15 protein-coding genes are annotated in these 16,546 nt (G+C 69.4%); 7 read left to right on the top strand and 8 right to left on the bottom strand.

Annotated features, from left to right (window positions below; translation table 11 throughout):
- Positions 1–26 precede the first annotated feature (26 nt).
- Complete coding sequence (locus KAF39_RS02560) at positions 27–932, bottom strand: carbohydrate ABC transporter permease (RefSeq protein ID WP_101848185.1); 906 nt, start codon at positions 930–932, stop codon at positions 27–29.
- The gene (locus KAF39_RS02555) at positions 929–1,783 is read right to left on the bottom strand and encodes a carbohydrate ABC transporter permease (protein WP_174235390.1); all 855 of its coding nucleotides are present in this window, start codon (positions 1,781–1,783) and stop codon (positions 929–931) included. The genes KAF39_RS02560 and KAF39_RS02555 overlap by 4 nt, the downstream gene beginning before the upstream one ends.
- Before the next feature lie 245 nt (positions 1,784–2,028).
- On the opposite strand from KAF39_RS02555, the gene KAF39_RS02550 reads away from it, so the two are divergent.
- The 7 genes from KAF39_RS02550 to KAF39_RS02520 all read left to right on the top strand — a co-directional run bounded on the left by KAF39_RS02550 (position 2,029) and on the right by KAF39_RS02520 (position 10,190).
- Positions 2,029–2,472: a hypothetical protein gene (locus KAF39_RS02550; protein ID WP_210675818.1), complete on the top strand. Its 444-nt coding sequence runs from the start codon at positions 2,029–2,031 to the stop codon at positions 2,470–2,472.
- 249 nt (positions 2,473–2,721) lie between these two features.
- Positions 2,722–3,651 (top strand): DUF2599 domain-containing protein, encoded by a 930-nt coding sequence (locus KAF39_RS02545; protein WP_210675817.1) that lies wholly within the window; start codon positions 2,722–2,724, stop codon positions 3,649–3,651.
- Between the two features lie 58 nt (positions 3,652–3,709).
- Positions 3,710–4,030: a PadR family transcriptional regulator gene (locus KAF39_RS16290; RefSeq protein ID WP_210675816.1), complete on the top strand. Its 321-nt coding sequence runs from the start codon at positions 3,710–3,712 to the stop codon at positions 4,028–4,030.
- Positions 4,027–4,710 carry a hypothetical protein gene (locus KAF39_RS02535; protein WP_210675815.1) on the top strand — a complete coding sequence of 228 codons (684 nt, stop codon included), beginning with the start codon at positions 4,027–4,029 and terminating at the stop codon, positions 4,708–4,710. Before KAF39_RS16290 ends, KAF39_RS02535 begins: the two co-directional genes overlap by 4 nt.
- A 140-nt stretch (positions 4,711–4,850) precedes the next feature.
- Positions 4,851–8,924: an Ig-like domain-containing protein gene (locus KAF39_RS02530; protein ID WP_210675814.1), complete on the top strand. Its 4,074-nt coding sequence runs from the start codon at positions 4,851–4,853 to the stop codon at positions 8,922–8,924.
- Positions 8,915–9,520, top strand: coding sequence for an SGNH/GDSL hydrolase family protein (locus KAF39_RS02525; protein ID WP_210675813.1), 606 nt, complete (start codon positions 8,915–8,917; stop codon positions 9,518–9,520). The genes KAF39_RS02530 and KAF39_RS02525 overlap by 10 nt, the downstream gene beginning before the upstream one ends.
- Before the next feature lie 19 nt (positions 9,521–9,539).
- The gene (locus KAF39_RS02520; protein ID WP_210675812.1) at positions 9,540–10,190 is read left to right on the top strand and encodes a GntR family transcriptional regulator; all 651 of its coding nucleotides are present in this window, start codon (positions 9,540–9,542) and stop codon (positions 10,188–10,190) included.
- An 82-nt stretch (positions 10,191–10,272) separates the two neighbouring features.
- Here the strand turns inward: KAF39_RS02520 and KAF39_RS02515 are convergent, their stop codons facing one another.
- From KAF39_RS02515 to KAF39_RS02490, 6 genes are read right to left on the bottom strand one after another with little or no spacing between them, the layout of a single operon-like run.
- Positions 10,273–11,082 (bottom strand): amidohydrolase, encoded by an 810-nt coding sequence (locus KAF39_RS02515; protein ID WP_210675811.1) that lies wholly within the window; start codon positions 11,080–11,082, stop codon positions 10,273–10,275.
- Positions 11,083–11,103: 21 nt separating this feature from the next.
- Entirely contained in the window at positions 11,104–12,048 is a 945-nt protein-coding gene (locus tag KAF39_RS02510) for an aldo/keto reductase (RefSeq protein ID WP_210675810.1), read from the bottom strand.
- The gene (locus tag KAF39_RS02505; protein WP_187662501.1) at positions 12,018–12,800 is read right to left on the bottom strand and encodes a ribonuclease activity regulator RraA; all 783 of its coding nucleotides are present in this window, start codon (positions 12,798–12,800) and stop codon (positions 12,018–12,020) included. Before KAF39_RS02505 ends, KAF39_RS02510 begins: the two co-directional genes overlap by 31 nt.
- Positions 12,797–14,713, bottom strand: coding sequence for a hypothetical protein (locus tag KAF39_RS02500; RefSeq protein ID WP_210675809.1), 1,917 nt, complete (start codon positions 14,711–14,713; stop codon positions 12,797–12,799). Before KAF39_RS02500 ends, KAF39_RS02505 begins: the two co-directional genes overlap by 4 nt.
- Positions 14,710–15,564: a carbohydrate ABC transporter permease gene (locus KAF39_RS02495; protein ID WP_017204137.1), complete on the bottom strand. Its 855-nt coding sequence runs from the start codon at positions 15,562–15,564 to the stop codon at positions 14,710–14,712. The genes KAF39_RS02500 and KAF39_RS02495 overlap by 4 nt, the downstream gene beginning before the upstream one ends.
- Complete coding sequence (locus tag KAF39_RS02490) at positions 15,564–16,478, bottom strand: carbohydrate ABC transporter permease (protein WP_210675808.1); 915 nt, start codon at positions 16,476–16,478, stop codon at positions 15,564–15,566. The genes KAF39_RS02495 and KAF39_RS02490 overlap by 1 nt, the downstream gene beginning before the upstream one ends.
- Positions 16,479–16,546: the final 68 nt, after the last annotated feature.

Genomic DNA, 16,546 nt, shown 5'->3' with positions numbered 1-16,546 from the left:
AGGGACTGCGGATGGGGTGGTGCGGGTCAGCCCTTGACCGCGCCGGCGGTGAGCCCGCCGACGAGGAAGCGCTGCAGGGCGATGAACGCGATGGCCACGGGGAGCGAGACCACGAGCGAAGCCGCCATGAGTTCCGGCCAGGCGGTGGACGCCTCGCCGATGAACGTGTTGACGAGTCCCGGCGGCAGGGTCTGCTTGTCGGGACCGGCGAGGGTGAGGGCGAAGATGAAGTCGTTCCAGCCGCGGACGAATGCGAACAGGCCCGCGGCGATGAGGCCGGGCGCCGCCAGCGGCAGCACGATGGAGTGGATGATGCGCATGCGGGACGCGCCGTCGACGCGGGCGGCCTCGATGAGCTCGTCCGGGATCGTGTCGAAGAAGCCCTTCAGCATCCACACGCACAGCGGCAGCGTGAACGTCGTGAACGACAGCACGAGCGCCGTGTAGGTGTTGAGCAGACCGTAGGCCGAGAACACCGCGTAGAGCGTGATGAGCAGCAGGGCCTGCGGGAACATCTGCGACGCCAGCACGAAGTACATGAGGCTGCGGCGGCCGCGGTAGCGGAACTTCGAGAACGCGTAGCCCATGTAGGCCGACACCAGCACCGAGAGGATCGCGGTGATGACGGAGACGACGATGCTGTTGCGGAGGTAGCCGAACAGGGCCGGGTTGTTCGCGAGCGCGGCGTAGGCCTCGAACGTGATCTCGGTGGGGAACAGCTTCGGCGGGTAGCTGAACACCTCGGTGCGCGGGGTGAGCGAGGTCGCCAGCAGCCAGTACACGGGCAGCAGGGCGAACCCGCCGAACACGACGACGGCGATCCAGGCGCTCACGGTGGAGGCGCGGCGGTCGGCACGGTGGCGTCGACGGCGGGGCGCGGCGGGCGGGGCGGAGACGGCGGCCACCGTCTCTTCGGTCAGCACGGCGGTCATCGCTTCTCTCCCTTCTCGGACAGGCGGACGTAGACGACGACGAGCGCCATCAGCAGGATCATCCAGAGCAGGCCGATCGCCCCGGCGTGGCCGAGGTCGAAGCCGTCGAACGCGGTCTCGTACACGGCGGTCGCGAACGTCTGGGTGGAGCCGGCGGGACCGCCGCCGGTGAGGACGTAGATGATGTCGAAGTGCTGGAAGTTCCAGATGAACTCCAGCAGGATCACGAGGCCGATGATGCCGCTCATCTGCGGGACCGTGATGGAGAAGAACCGGCGGATGGTGCCGGCGCCGTCGATCTCGGCGGCCTCGTGCAGCTCGATCGGCACGGTCTGCAGGCCGGCGAGGAGCATGACCATCATCCAGGGGAACGACTGCCACGTCTTCGCGACGATCACGGCGATCATGGCGGTGGTGGGGTTCGCGAGCCACGCCTGGGGGGAGTCGATGAGGCCGACGGTCTCCAGGGCGGCGTTGAGCACGCCGTAGTTGGCGTTGAAGATCCACATCCAGAGGAACGAGACGACCACGCCGGGGATCAGCCACGGGATGAGCATGAGGCCGCGGAGCACCTTGGCGCCGCGGATGCGCGTGTTCAGGGCGAGGGCGAGGCCGAAGCCGATCACGAACGGCGCGATGGTCGTGCCGAGGGTGAAGACGAGCGTCTGGGTGAGGAGGGGGAAGAACTCGCCCGTCAGCACGTCGACGATGTTCTGGAAGCCGACGAACTCGCGGCCGGGCTCGACGAGGCTCTGCTTGTAGAACGCGGTGATGAGGGCCGTGATCAGGGGGTACACGACGACGGCGGCGAGGAGCGCGAGGCCGGGAGCCGTGAGGAGGAGCGCGAACATCCCGTCCGAGAGGCGACGGGGCCGGCGACCTGTTCCTATCTGTGAGGAAATGGTCTGTTCTGTCATCTAGGTCATCCTTGGCCTGGGGTGATGTGTCCGCACTCTCGCGGTGCGGTCTCGGGCTTCCCCAGTATTTCCGGCAGATTACGGCGACGTCAACTGGAGAGCACAAGTGTCCGAAAGTGGTGGAAAGTGTGTTTTTTGTGAACTGATTGTCGTGCGGGGGCGCTCGGTACGATCACGCCATGGGGTTCTCACTGCTCGGCCTGGCGGTGACTCTCGCGATCTTCCTGCCGAACCTGCTGCTGATCCCCTTCCCGCCGAGACCGAAGCTCGAGAGCCCGGCGGTGCCCCGCGTGCTCCTCGTGTTCGAGAGGGCCGGGCAGGCGCTCTGCATGACTGTGCCGGCGATCACGGCGACCGGCCCGATCGCGTGGGGCTGGGCGGCGCCGGTGGCGATGGCGGTGCTCGTGTACTGGGCCCTCTGGGTCCGCTACCTCCGTCGCGGCCGGCCCGGGTCGGCGCTGTTCGACCCCGTCTTCGGCATCCCGGTCCCGATGGCCCTCGTACCGGTGGCCGCCTTCCTCGGCACAGCTGCTTGGCTGCAGGACCCGTGGATCGCGCTCGCCGCGGTCGTCCTCGCGGTCGGGCACATCCCGACGTCCCTCCTCGCGGCTCGGGAGGGTTAGCGTCGGCTGCTCGCCGCGCGCCGGATCAAGGTCCCGGCCGAGGATCGCCGACCGCTCTCAAGGGTGTGCGATCGTGACGTGCTGAATCGGTGGGGCTTGGAGCGGGCAACGTTACTGTCAGAAGGACTTCTGGAGCGGTGTATTTTTCACGGCGAACTGGGCTTTTTCACAGTTGACTCCCGGCCCGATCCCACGTCATAGTCACAGGGTTGCGAGGCGAGCCGCGCCTTGTGCAAGGGAAAGGTTCGCATGTCCAAGAGTAGATTCACGCAGAGTCAGAATGCCGTCGCGATCTTGGCGTCCGCCGGGTTGATGTTCAGCGGCGTGACATCGGCATCGGCCGACGACTCTCCGTTGAATCCGGTGGATGCCGTTGCCGACGTCTCGCCAGTTATTGGGGAGGTCCCGCTCGCCGATGACCAGACGAAATCGCTTGACGGAAATGTGCTCATCGCTGACGGTGCTTTCGGAGTAGTTTCCGTGACGTTACCGGTCTCGGCGAATGTGGACTCCACTGTCATCGAGGGTGTGGCCGTCCTCTCGGAGACTGAATCGAGCGACATCGTTCCTGTGGCTCTCAAAGATGGCTCAGTCGCGATTCACTCGGTGTTGAACGATGCGGACGCCCCTACTTCCTACCGATACACCTTCGATTTGAATGCAGGAACGCGGCTCGTGCTGGATAAGCAGGACGGCTCGATCGTCGCGATGAGTTCGGAAGGAGTTCCGGAGTTCTTCGTGGCTGCGCCTTGGGCCTCAGATGCCAATGGCGAGCCGGTCCCCACCTCCTACACCGTAGAGGGTGATGCGTTGATCCAGCACGTTCAGGTCAGTTCGTCGGCAGCGTTCCCGGTCGTAGCCGATCCGTGGATCGGCGTCGATCTCGTGAGCAGCTTCTACTGGAGCTACATCGCGACCAAGGGTTACAAGCTGAATGTCAATCCCACGCCTTTCGCGCGAACCATCACCGGCGCGCTCGCGTACCAGGCTGTCGGCGAAGCCGGCTGGAGCGAGCTGTACAACAAGATGCCCTCGTCGCAACGGTCGCGCATGAACGCATCTGCAAAAGGGCAGTACATCTGCCATATGGGATTCGCTGGGTTTGATGCGCAATGGAACCTTGAGACTTGGAAGCCCGCGAGAAGCGCGGCGAGGTGGATTGCGTCGGGCTGCAATTAGTACTCCGCGAGGGGATACTGTTGTTGACGGGAATATAATCGCTTCGTAGAATCTGAATATGACAGAGATGACGTCGTTGCAGTTCGACATCCTCGCGTCGCTGGCGTCTGCACGCCGTCACGGCTACGGGGTGGTCGTGCACATTCGAGAGACATCAGGTCGACGGGCGGGAGTCGCCACTGTGTACGCGGCCCTCACCAAGTTGGAACGTCGGGGCCTTGTGGAGCCAGCGGGTGACGAGATCGTGGACGGGCGCGTCCGTCGTTACTTCTCGATCACGTCTGCAGGATCGACAGAACTCAGGACCCAGGCACGTCTGATGGCCGGGAGGTCCGAGGCGGCTCTTCGCGCACTGAGCGTTCGAGAGTCCCTCGCATGAGGGCAGGCGGAGGCGGCGCGAACCTCGACACTGATCGGGTGCTACGAGACATGCTTGCGGAGGCGCATCTCGATCACCCCGAGCGTCGGTGGAAGGAGGAGGTCATCGCGTCGATGTTCCGAGGGCGGTGGTCGCTGGCGATCGGGGTTGCGCTCCTCTGTGTCGGCGCCGCGGTTGCGTGCGCATCGTTTCTGCTGAGCGCTGCATTCACCGAGACAGGCGCCGCGTGGGGGCGGGCAGGTCTGACGGGAGTCGTCCCCGCCCTTGCCATCGTTTCGCTCGGGCTTGCAGCCCACGCGTCGTCGCGTGTCTTGAAGGTGTCGTGGGGGGCCGTGGCCCTCGGGGTGGCCGGATCGGCGGCAACGAGCATTGCGTGCGAACTGTGGTACGTCGGCGTCGACGCCGGTGAACTCTTCACGGCGCTACTCATCGCTGTCGCCTGTGTGGCGGTGGCTCTCAACGGGATGGCGGTCGCCGTGCTTCTCCGTCCCCTTCTCCGGCAGCTTTCTCTGGTGGGCGGCGTCGCCGTCGGCCTCCCTGTCGTCGCGTTTGGCGGTGCCGCAGTCCTGCTGGCGGTGCTCCCGATCCTGACCACGGTCTTCATCGCCGTTGGGACGCTGACAGCGGTGATCCTGCTGCATCGCGCCGAACGTCACGTGGCCGCCGCCGCGACGCACTGAGGCCGAGCGCCGGGCGTCGCGTAACCGAAACGATCAATATCGATCCTTGCTAGTCGATTATCGATTGGCTACGGTCGGAGCAGCCGCTCCCGCGGCGCCGCGCGCATTCGTCGTGCGGGAAGCGACAGTTCGGAGACGCAATGAAGCGTGTGCTGGCAAGCCTGACCCTGGCGGCGGTGTTCGGATCCGCCCTCGCTGCGGCGGTCCCGTCGGCGGCTGCGGCCGCGGACGACGACGCCCTCTACCTCGCGCCGGGAGGTGACGACGCGGCCTCCGGCACGATCGACGACCCCCTCGCGACGCTGGAAGGCGCCCGCGACCGGATCCGCGCGCTCAAGGCGAACTCCGCCCTGCCGGACGACGGCCTCACGGTGTACCTCCGGGAGGGCACGTACCCGCGCTCGGCGTCGTTCGAGATCGGCGCGCAGGACTCGGGCACCGCCGACGCCCCCATCACCTACCGCTCGTACCCGGGGGAGACCGCCACCCTCACCGGAGGACGCGAGCTGCCGCGCGACCAGTTCGCCGCGGTCGACGACGCGGCGGTGACCGACCGCATCATCGACCCCGCCGCGCGAGACCGTGTCGTCGGGATCGACCTCGCCGACCTGGGCATCACCGACTACGGCCAGCTCAGCCGCCACGGCTACTGGAAGGCCAACGACGTCAGCACCACGCCGCCCATGGAGCTGTTCATCGACGGCCAGGGCATGACCCTCGCGCGCTGGCCCAACGCCGACGCGGCCACGCCGACCGTGCAGATGGGCGACATCATCGACGCCGGGCCCGACCGCAACGACGCCGACCTGCAGGACCGCGGCGGCACGTTCAGCTACGGCTACGACCGCCCGAAGTACTGGACCCAGGCCGAGGACGTGTGGCTGGACGGCATCTTCGGCTACAGCTGGGAGTGGTCGTACAACAAGATCGAGAGCATCGACACCGATGCGAAGACCATCACGCTCCGCTACGGCGAGATGTCCGGGATCATGAAGAGCTGGTTCCCCGACTTCCACTTCGCGCAGAACCTGCTGGAGGAGCTCGACGCCCCCGGCGAGTACTACATCGACCGCGACGCCGGGAAGCTGTACCTCATCCCCAACGCCGCGTTCACGTCCGGTCGCGGCGCCGTGACGGTCACGACGCTCGACGAGCCGATGCTGCGCGCCGACGGGGCCTCGTACGTGAACTTCGACGACCTCGTGATGGAGTACGGGCGCGCGACGGCCGCGGTGATCCTCGGCGGCTCGCACGTGACGATCTCACACAGCGACATCCGCAACTTCACCGACGGCGGCGTGCTCATCAACTCGCCGGGGCGCTACACGTACGACGGCATCCCCGTGAACCGCGGCGGGCGCGATCACGCCGTGACCGACAGCCGGCTCACGCACGTCGGCGGCGTCGGCGTGGTGCTCCAAGGCGGCGACAAGACGACCCTCGAGCCCGGCCGCAACCGGGTCGAGAACTCCGAGATCGCCGACTTCGCGTACTACCACAAGGCCTACAACCCTGGGGTGATGTTCGACGGCGTCGGCAACATCGCCAGGGACAACGAGATCCACGACGCTCCGCACCCCGGGATCATCGTGCACGGCAACGACCACCTGTTCGAACGCAACGAGGTGTACGACGTCTGCAAGCAATTCCACGACCTCGGTGCGATCTACATGAACTCCGGGAAGACCCCGCAGCAGCGCGGTCACGTGTTCCGGGAGAACTACTTCCACGACATCGGCGTCGGCATGGCGGGCGTCGAGGGCATCTACGCCGACAACTTCACGTGGGACCTCACGATCGAGAAGAACGTGTTCGTGAACATGGGCAACGGGGCGATCAAGAGCGGCTCGGCCGACTACATCGAGGCGCGCAACAACGTCTTCGTCGACGCCTACGCCCCGTACGACAACTACGAGCAGTGGATGGGCGATCAGGAGGGCAACGTCGTCGACCGCGACTACATGCCGGCCTGGGAGAAGGTGTTCGCCGACAACAACGACTTCGTCGGCACGCCGTACCTGACGAAGTACCCCGAGCTCGGGCACTTCTTCGAAGACGACCACTACTTCCCGAACCACAGCACGTTCGCGCAGAACGTCGTGTGGAACCCGAACCGGGCGCGGATGGCCGGCGTCAACGAACACGGCGCGAAGGACGGCAAGAACCTCCTGAACTACGAGGACAACTGGGTGGCCGACGCCGACCCCGGCTTCGTGGACGCGGCGAACGGCGACTACACGCTGAAGGCCGATGCGGCCGTGTTCGACCAGATCCCGGGCTTCGAGTCCATCGCTTTCGGCGAGATCGGCGTCGACGGCGCGATCGGGCAGACGCAGCAGCCGCAGACCGTCCCGCTCGAGGACATCGCGTTCGACAGCGACACGCTCACGATCGATGCGGGGGACGAGGTGCGGGTGCGCGCCGTGCCGCTGCCCTGGAACGCCGACGACGCCGCGGTGACCTACGCCTCGGCCGACGCCGCGGTCGCCACCGTGAACGACAAGGGCGTGGTGCTCGGCATGGGCCCCGGCACGACCACGGTCACGGCGACCGCGAAGGCCGACGCCACCAAGACCGCGACCATCGAGGTGATCGTCGAGGAGGGCGACGGCGTGCTGCACTTCACCGACTTCGAGTCGGGGGCGAACGGCTGGCCGACCGACCCGAACCGCAGCATCCAGGTGGATGCGTCGGGCGACAAGGTGTACCGCATCCTCAAGGGCGCCAACAGCATCCTGCCGCGGGACTTCACGCAGTTCGTGCTCGACTTCGACGTCACGGCCCCGGCCACGACCCCCGCCAACGCGGGACTCATCGTCTACGACCGGAACGGCAAGGGCGGCGGCTACATCCGGTTCCGTCAGGCCGCGGCCGGCCCGACCTGGACCATCTTCGACGACGCCTGGAAGGTCGTCGCCGAGAAGGTCGTGCCGGCGGCGCAGGGCCTGACTCCCGGCGCGACCTCGCACGTCCGCATCGCGGTGCAGGACGGACAGATCCGGATCTCCGTCAACGGGGCGATCGCGCTGGAAGGCGCTGATCCCGGCCCCGGCGCGGCCGGGCGGGTCGGGTTCTACGTCGAGAACTACGCCTCGCTCGACTTCGACGACATCGGGTTCTCGCTCTCCGGCGTGCCGGTCACGGGCGTGAGCCTGGACGCCGACGCCGTCGGGCTCACCGTGGGGGAGCGGCGGTCCGTCGCGGCCACGGTCGCCCCGGAGGACGCCAGCGACGCCCGGGTCACCTGGACCACCGACGCCCCGGAGGTCGCCACGGTCTCCGGGGGCCGGATCGCGGGGCTGGCGGCGGGGACCGCGACGATCACCGCGACCTCGGTCGCCGATCCGAGCCTCAGCGACACGGTCACCGTGACCGTGGACGACGCCGAGTACCCGACCACCCGCCTCGACGGCCAGCTCACGGACGGGGCGAACTGGAGCCAGTCCGACCTCATCACGGTGGACGACGCGGGTGTCGTGATCAGCGGCCAGGGCGTGCACGGCTACGAGGCCGAGCGCTTCGGCGACACCCTGCTGCAGTTCGACGCGGAGTTCGGCGCCTTCGACGGCGGCTGGTACGGCTTCCAGGCGCGCTCCGACCAGACCGGGCTCCCCGCGTGGCAGAACTCCAACACCGGATACCTCGCGGTGATCAAGGAGGACGTGATCGAGTTCCAGAGCTGGACGCCGGGCCAGACCATGCTCGACAGCATCCCCAACACCGTCATCGAGCCGAACTCCACGCACCGCATCGAGTTCGGTGCCGTCGCCGAGGACGGCGGCACCCGCATCGTGCTCCGGGTGGACGACGTGACCGTGTGGAACATGGTCGACGCGCGGGAGAACCTGCGCATTGGCGCCGACGGGTTCTTCAACGTCTACCACTACGGCAAGACCAACACGCTGGCCGTCCGGCCGACCCCGCCGCCCGCGACGGTGACCGGCATCTGCTGGGCGCCCGAGGCCGACCCGAAGACCCGCTACGTGCGCGGCGAGGAGCTCGACGTGACCGGCATGCTGCTGGGCGTGGACTGGAGCGACGGGTCCCGCACCACGCAGCAGGTGACGGCCGACATGGTCAGCGGCTTCGACAGCAGCAAGGTGCGCCCGCACCACACGCTCACCGTGACGTACGCTGGCGCGAGCGTCGAGCTCCCGATCTCGGTGCGACCGAAGCTCAAGAACGACGAACAGGACGTGCCACGATGCGGGTGACCTTCATCGGCGACTCGATCACCGACGCGGGGCGCGATCGCTCCGACCCGGAGTCCTTCGGCGACGGCTACGTCTCGCTCCTCGCGCCCGAGCTGCAGGCGGCGGGGGCCACGGTCCGCAACCTCGGGATCGCCGGGGACCGCGCCCGCGACCTGGCCGCGCGGTGGGACGCCGAGCTGCTGCCGACGGCACCGGAGCTGCTGACCGTGTACGTCGGCGTGAACGACATGTGGCGGCGCTTCGACAGCGACGACCCGACCTCGGCCAAGGAGTTCGCCGCCACGCTCGGCGACCTCCTCGGCCGCGCGGTGGCCGCGCACGCCCCGCGGCTGATCCTCATGGAGCCGTACTTCCTCCCGGTGACGGAGGAGCAGCGCGCGTGGCTCGACGACCTCGATGGCAAGCGAGCGGCGGTACGAGCCCTCGCCGCGGAGCACGGGGCGGCGTTCGTCCCCCTGCACGAGGTGTTCACGGTCGCGGCGCAGGAGTATCCGGTCGCCGAGCTCGCGCCGGACGGCGTGCACCCGACCCCGCGCGGATCCGCCCTCATCGCGGATGCCTGGCGCGCGGCCGCGTCCATTAGCGATAGTCGATAATGGACGTAGACTGATGGTCATGACGGATGCTCTCGGCACGGCCGGACTGCAGCGCGGGCTGCTGTCGGACCAGATCTACGCGCTCATCAAGGCCATGATCAAGGACTCCACGCTGGCCCCCGGGGAGCAGCTCGTCGAGTCTCAGCTCGCCCGGCAGATGCAGGTGAGCCAGGCGCCCGTGCGCGACGCCCTCAAGCGGCTCGCGCACGAAGGGCTCGTCTCGCACGTGCGGCACCAGGGCAACTTCGTCGCCAGCTACTCCGCCGAGGAGGCCGCGCAGGCCAAGGTCGCGCGCGTCGAGCTCGAAGGGCTGGCCGGGCGGCTGGCGTGCGGGGCGCTCGACCCCGCGCGGCGTGCCGAGCTCGTCGCCCTCATCGCGCAGATGCACGAGGCGGCCGAGGCGGAGGACCTCGCCCGATTCCGCGAACTCGACTTCACCTTCCACCGGGCGGTGATCGAGGCGAGCGGCAACGTGTACCTCCCCCGCATGTGGGACCTCCTGGAGCCGAGCCTGCGCGTCATGCACGTGCTCGGCGACCCCACCTTCACGGGCGACTGGCACGAGGTCGCGGACTGGCACGAAGGACTCCTCGACGTGCTGGACGCCGGTGACGAAGAGGCGGCGTCCTCGCTGTTCCGCGCCCACGCCGCCGGCACCCTCCTCGACTGACCCTCCGCCCTCCACCCTCGCGCGCGCTCGCCCTTTCGCGCGCGCTCGCCCTCTCGCGCCGCGGCCGCCTTCCGCCGCGGGGCTACGCGGTGAAGGGGGAGAGGCGGTCGGCGGTACCCGACCAGAACGCTCGAGTCTCAGTCGGCGAGAGCCGCGGAAGCGCGGCGCGGGTCGCGGCGAGCACCTCCGTGTAGGTCGCGGTCCGCGTGGACATCGGCCAGTCACTGCCGAACATCAGCCGTTCCGCGCCGAAGAGGGCGAACGCGGATCGCAGCACCTCCCGGGACTCGTCCGCGCCGCGCGCGGGGAGATCGAGCCCGGAGACCTTGGCGAACACCCCCGGTGCCGACGCGGCCTCGGCGAGGGCGGAGAGCCATGCGGCATCGGCCGCCCGGGCGCCGAGGCCGAGGTGGCAGACGACGATCGCGGTGCCGGGGTGCCGGCGGGAGAGGGCGGCCGCGGCCGGCAGCTGCTCCGGGCGGATGAGCAGTTCGAGGGTACGGGCGGTCGCGCCGAGGTGGTCGGCGAGGGCGTCGAGGCCGGGCACATCCGAGAAGTCGGCGGCGAACTGCGGGACGGCAGCGCGCACGCCGACCACGGCGGGGGTGAAGGCGACGGCCGTCGCCCCGGCCGCACGGCCCGGCGCGGGGGTGTACTGCAGCACCACGCGCCGCACGAGGGGGTCGCGGGCGGCGGTCGCGGTCAGCCACTCCGCCTCCGCCACCGAGTCCGCCGCCTGCACGGCGATGGCGGAGGAGACGCCGGCGTCCGTCAGCGCCCGTCCGAGACGAGCGGCCGCGGCATGCCGCGGGAGGCCGAGGTCGTCGCGGAACCAGGGGATCGGGACGGCGTCCGCGTCCCAGACGTGCACGTGCGCGTCGACGATCCGCACGTCAGGCCCCGCGCCGCACGATCATGCGGCCTCCGCATCGATGGCGTCCCACAGGGCGTTCGGCAGCGCGGCATCGAGACCGTCGACGAACGCGTCCACCTCGGCGGGGGTCCGGGCTCCCACGACCACGGCATCCGCGCCGTGCCGCAGCGGGAACTGCACCGCGGCATCCGCGAGGCGCACGCCGTACGCGGCGCAGACGGCCTGCAGGCGCTGCGCCCGCTCCTGGAGCTCCGGGGGTGCGGGCTTGTACTCGAAGAACGGGGAGCCGACCGGGTCGACGAGGATGCCGGAGTTGAACACCGCGGCCGCGAGCACCCCGATGCCGCGGGCGGCCGCGGTCGGCAGCAGCCGGTCCAGCGCGGTGCGGTCGAGCAGCGTGAGCCGGCCGGCCTCCATCACCACATCCAGCGGCGCCTCGGCGACGTACCGCTCCAGGGGGTCGAGCCGCCCGAGGCCCACACTGATCGCGCGCACCACCCCTTCGTCGCGCAGCTCGGCCAGGGCCGGGAGCGCCGTGGCGAACGCGGCCTCCACGTCCAGCGGATCGTGCAGGTGGAGCACGTCGACGCGCTCGACGCCCAGCCGGGCGAGGCTGCCGTCGAGGCTCCTCCGCACGCCGTCCCTCGTGAGATCGACGACGGAGTCGTGCCCGCTCGCGGCCCCCGAGACCGGCCGGCCGTCCGCATCGACGAGCACCCGGCCGACCTTCGTCGCGATCACGTAGTCGTCGCGGGGGATGCCGCGCAGGGCGAGGCCGAGCTTCCGCTCGCTCTCGCCCGAGCCGTACAGGGGCGCGGTGTCGAAGAACCGCACGTCCCGCGCGAGTGCCGCGTGCACGGTGGCGACCGCGGCGGAGTCGGCGACGGGGGAGAAGAGGTTGCCGATCGGAGCGCACCCGAGTCCGGCATCGGCGCGCGCGGTGACGCCGGGGTTCAGCGGACGGAGCTCTGGACGGAACGCCATGCCTCGTACTCCTCGCGGCTGTCGGGGGTCAACGGGTAGTAGTCGCTCAGGCGCGCACCCTCGTCGAGACGGCGGCGGCTGAACACCTCCCACTCCTCATGATCGCGCGCGTCGTCCACGACCTGCGGGGCCATGGCCTGCGGCACCACGACGGGGCCGTCGTCGTCGGCGACCACGAGGTCGCCCGGCATGCACAGGGCCCCGCCCACCGCGACCGGCACGTCGTACGCCCACGGCACGAGCTCCGACTGCGAGGCGTAGTGCGGGGTCGTGCCCGTCGACCACACCGGGATGCCGAGCTCGCGGATGCGGCCGGCGTCGCGGATGCGGCCGTCGACGACGATGCCGGCCCCGCCCTTGCGCGCGAAGTAGCGCGCCAGGATGTCGCCGATGCAGCCGGAGAACCGGCTGCCGTACGCCTGGATCACCAGCACGTCACCGGGCTGCACGGCCTCGAGCACGTGCCACAGGGCGGTGTGCCGCTCGGCATACTCCTGGCCGTCGCCCGAGGCCATGTCCTCGCGCTGCGGCATGAACTGCAGGGTCAGCGCCGAGCCGACGACGCGCTGGCCGAGGCTCAGCGGCTCCGGGCCGTCGATGTAACTGCGGCGGATGCCGAGTCCGTGCAGCTTCGCGCACGCGGTGGCGGACGAGATCGCGTCGAAGGAGTCGACCACCTCGCGGGAGGGCCGCTCGTAGGCCGCGCCCCGCACGGGCAGGGCGAAGTCGGGTCGGATCAGATCGGCGCTCATGCGTCTCCTTCAGGGAACAGGTGGCGCGGCGATCCGGTCGCACGCGCGATGGTCAGGTCGAGGTCGGCGATGTGCGCCGGGGGCAGGGTCACGACGAGGTCGTCGTCGACGTCGCGGGTCGTGGTGACGGTGGGAGCGTCCGGGGCCGTGTAGGTGCCGGACGCGCCGGGCCAGAAGCCGGGCTCCTCGCCGGTGGCCGTGACCCGAACGATCCGGTCGAGCCCGAAGCGGCCGCCGCGCAGCCGCACGGTGCGCGTGTGCACGGCGGAGGTGTTCACGAGCTGCACGCCGATGCCGTAGTCGTCGAGCCGGTGCACGAGCGCGGCGACGTCCTCCGGCAGGCCGGGTCGCGCGCGGTCGACGTCCTCGTAGCGGAGGGCCGTGAATCCGAGTCCGCCGTTGTAGAGCACCTGCGGCGCCCCGCCGACGAGCTGGGTCAGCACCTCGGTCACCACCGGGTTCACACGCTGCCAGAAGTGCAGGTGCGCGGCATCGGGGTCACGGTCGTCGGCGAGCATCATCGCGGCCCGGCGAGCCACCTGGCCGAGCGCCATCTCCAGCGCCCGCACCGGGTAGTCGGGCAGGTCGCCGGAGAGGTACGCGAACCAGCCGGCCTCGTGACCCGCCTCCTCCTTGTCGCGGAACGGGGCGACGAGGTCGGCGGATTCCGGCAGACCGGCGATGGCCGTCTCCAGCCGCTCCCGATCGGACGCACGTCGCGACCACCACCACAGCCACAGCGGCAGATCGAGCTGCAGCGGACCGTAGTCGAACCAGCCGTCCGCGCCGTGCCGGTAGGGGACGAGCAGGGCGGGCTCGGTGGCGGCGGCGCCGAGCCGGGCCATCCACCCGCCGCGCAGGCTGTACGTGGACTCCGCGACGCTCCCGGTGCGCGCCTCGGCGAGCACCGTGTCGAGCATGGTGCGCACGAGGTCGAGGGCGCCGTCGTCGCCCGTGACGAGCGCGTGGTTGAGGGCGCCGATCAGGGCGCTCATGCCCACGGAATGCAGCCCGTGCGGCCAGGCCCAGCCGTAGTGTCCGCCCCACCAGCGGCCGTCGTGGAGAGAGCCGACGGTGCCGTCCGGGCCCACGTTGTCGGGGAGCAGGCCCCCGTCCGCCCGCGCGCGCCAGCCGTCGACGTAGCGGCGGATCCACGCGGCCGCCTCCTCGTCGCCGTCATAGAGCCAGCGGTTCGCGGCGAGCGAGGTCGCGGCGAGGTTCACGGCGATGTCGCCGGCAGCCCGGCGCTGCATCTCCTCCGCCATCCGCTGCGCGTGCGCGGGGTCGGCGAGGTCGTCCCAGGAGGAGATGCCGTCCAGGCCGTGCAGCGGCAGACCGTAGGGGCGCATCTCGTCCCGGTCGGCGGTGTACGGCACGATCTTCTCGTCCAGCCCCTCGCGGGCGCCCAGGGCGCCGTTGTGCGGTGCGCGGATCATGTTCCGCTCGGCGTCGTAGTTGCCCTTCGCGGGGTCGGTGAAGAGGGCCGCGAACCGGGCGGCGCGCGCGGCGAACGCGGTGTCGCCCGGGTCGGCGGCGCAGATGCCGGCGAGGAAGAGCAACGACTCGCCCTGATGGAACCAGTCGTAGCCGTTGTCGTACTCGTCGGCGAGCATCCCCGCCTCGGCGAGCTGCAGCGTCACGCCCTCCCAGTTCCGCTTCGCGTCGGCGAGCACCTCATCCGGTCCGCCGAGCAGGTAGAACGCGGGCCAGTTGAAGAACGGTTCGTACAGGTCGTCCACGCCGTCACGGTCGATGAACTCGGCGACGCCGCGGAGGCGGCCGTCCGGCAGCGTGTAACGGTCGCGGAAGAGGCGGCGGGCCTCCTCGACCTCGGCGAAGAGCCGGCGCTGCAGCACGGCCCACGCCGGGATCGTGCGCAGCGGACGGGTGAGCGGGGTCTCGGGCACGGTCATCCCTTCGTCGCGCCGGCGACCAGGCCGCCGATGATGTGGCGCTGCATGACGATGAAGAACACCATCGCGGGCAGCACGGCCAGCAGCAGGGTCGGGAACACCTGCGTGTAGTCGGTGGAGAACTGCCCGACCGCCGCGTAGACGCCGGTGGTCACCGTGTAGATCCCGGAGCTCGGCCCGAGGATGATCTGCGGACTCACGAAGTCGTTCCACACCCCGATCGAGTTGAGCACCACGACCGTCGCGACGACCGGCTTCATGATCGGGAAGATGCACGCCCAGAAGGCGCGGATGGGTCCGGCGCCGTCCAGCGATGCCGCCTCGTCGATGTCGCGCGGCACGCTGCGGAGGTAGGCGGTGAACAGGAAGATCGTCACCGGCAGGGTCGCCGCGGTCTCGAAGAGGATGAACCCGGGGATCGTGTTGATGAGCCCGAGCACCCGGAGCACGAACACCACCGGGATCAGCGTCACCTGCCCCGGGATGAAGAGCCCGGAGACGAAGAGCAGCAGCAGCCCCAGGTGCCACTTCGACCGCCCGCGGGCGATGACGTACGCGACGGGCGCGGCGAGGGCGATGCAGCACAGGTTCACCAGCACGACGAACAGCAGCGTGATCCCGTACGCGGCGATCACGTTGAACTTGCTGCTCGTGATCGCGGCCCACAGGTAGTCGAACGTGAACATCTGCGGAGTGATCAGCAGGGGGTTCTCGATGATGTCGGCCTGCGGCTTGAAGGCGTTGATCAGCATCGTGTACATCGGGATCAGCATCGTGATCGCGACGACGCCAAGGACGATCCACCGGATCGTGCTGACGGCGAGGGCCGGGCGGTTGCGGGTCTGCTTCATCAGTCGGTCGCCTTCTGCTCGGCGCGGCGTCGCACCAGCGTGACGGCGAGGCCGACGACCGCGGTGACGATGAGGAGGATCATGGACTGCGCGGCGCCGAAGCCGAGGGCCGAGTTCGCGAAGGAGTCCTTGAGGATCTGGTAGACGATGGTCTGGGTCGAGCCGGCCGGTCCGCCGTCGGTGAGCGACAGCACCACGTCGTACGCCTTGAGGAGCCCGACGAGGGTGAGCACGAGGTTCACCGTGAAGACGGGCGCGATCAGCGGCAGCGTGATGGAGCGGAACTGCTGCCACCGCGAGGCGCCGTCCACCGTCGCCGCCTCGTAGTACTCCGCGGGGACCGACTTGATGCCGGCGAGGAACAGGATCATGTTGAAGCCGAAGTGCGACCACACGATCGTGAAGATCACGCTTGCCTTGGCGAAGGTCGGGTCGGTGAGGAACGGCATCGCCGGGAGGCCGAGCGTGCCGAGGAGACCGTTGACGGCGCCGGTGGGGGAGAGCATCGCCGACCAGAGGAAGCCGATGATGAGGGCACTGATCACGTACGGGTAGAAGAAGATCGTGCGCAGGATCGTGTTCGAGCGGCCGGGTCCGGCGATGAGGGCGGCGATCGCGAGACCGATGGCGTTGCAGAGGACCGTGCCCACCACGGCGATGATGCCCGTGAAGATCGCGGCCTGCGTCGAGCGCGGGCTGCGGAACGCCTTGACGTAGTTGTCCCAGCCGATGAAGTTGAAGTTGAGGCTGTACCCGTTCCAGTCGGTGAAGCTCAGCACCGCCGCGAGGATCATCGGGATGACGAACATCGCGAGGAAGACGGCGACGGCGGGACCGCCCATGAGGATGCCGGGGAGGCGGTTCCGCCACTGCTGCAGCGCGGTGCGGCGACGCGGGGCGGGGGTCGAGCTCATCGGCGTCGATGGTCCTGTCGGGCTGGTGGCCGCGGCCGGGGGCGGCGCGGTCGTGGTGGGCGGAGTCA

Source organism: Microbacterium sp. BLY (assembly GCF_017939615.1).
Taxonomy (GTDB): domain Bacteria; phylum Actinomycetota; class Actinomycetes; order Actinomycetales; family Microbacteriaceae; genus Microbacterium.
This window is presented reverse-complemented; position numbering and strand designations above follow the sequence as displayed.

Bases quoted from the DNA above. Each gene is read 5' to 3' on its own strand.
- KAF39_RS02560 (WP_101848185.1), bottom strand. From the start codon at position 932: ATGACCGCCGTGCTGACCGAAGAGACGGTGGCCGCCGTCTCCGCCCCG.
- KAF39_RS02555 (WP_174235390.1), bottom strand. From the start codon at position 1,783: ATGTTCGCGCTCCTCCTCACGGCTCCCGGCCTCGCGCTCCTCGCCGCC.
- KAF39_RS02550 (WP_210675818.1), top strand. From the start codon at position 2,029: ATGGGGTTCTCACTGCTCGGCCTGGCGGTGACTCTCGCGATCTTCCTG.
- KAF39_RS02545 (WP_210675817.1), top strand. From the start codon at position 2,722: ATGTCCAAGAGTAGATTCACGCAGAGTCAGAATGCCGTCGCGATCTTG.
- KAF39_RS16290 (WP_210675816.1), top strand. From the start codon at position 3,710: ATGACAGAGATGACGTCGTTGCAGTTCGACATCCTCGCGTCGCTGGCG.
- KAF39_RS02535 (WP_210675815.1), top strand. From the start codon at position 4,027: ATGAGGGCAGGCGGAGGCGGCGCGAACCTCGACACTGATCGGGTGCTA.
- KAF39_RS02530 (WP_210675814.1), top strand. From the start codon at position 4,851: ATGAAGCGTGTGCTGGCAAGCCTGACCCTGGCGGCGGTGTTCGGATCC.
- KAF39_RS02525 (WP_210675813.1), top strand. From the start codon at position 8,915: ATGCGGGTGACCTTCATCGGCGACTCGATCACCGACGCGGGGCGCGAT.
- KAF39_RS02520 (WP_210675812.1), top strand. From the start codon at position 9,540: ATGACGGATGCTCTCGGCACGGCCGGACTGCAGCGCGGGCTGCTGTCG.
- KAF39_RS02510 (WP_210675810.1), bottom strand. From the start codon at position 12,048: ATGGCGTTCCGTCCAGAGCTCCGTCCGCTGAACCCCGGCGTCACCGCG.
- KAF39_RS02505 (WP_187662501.1), bottom strand. From the start codon at position 12,800: ATGAGCGCCGATCTGATCCGACCCGACTTCGCCCTGCCCGTGCGGGGC.
- KAF39_RS02500 (WP_210675809.1), bottom strand. From the start codon at position 14,713: ATGACCGTGCCCGAGACCCCGCTCACCCGTCCGCTGCGCACGATCCCG.
- KAF39_RS02495 (WP_017204137.1), bottom strand. From the start codon at position 15,564: ATGAAGCAGACCCGCAACCGCCCGGCCCTCGCCGTCAGCACGATCCGG.
- KAF39_RS02490 (WP_210675808.1), bottom strand. From the start codon at position 16,478: ATGAGCTCGACCCCCGCCCCGCGTCGCCGCACCGCGCTGCAGCAGTGG.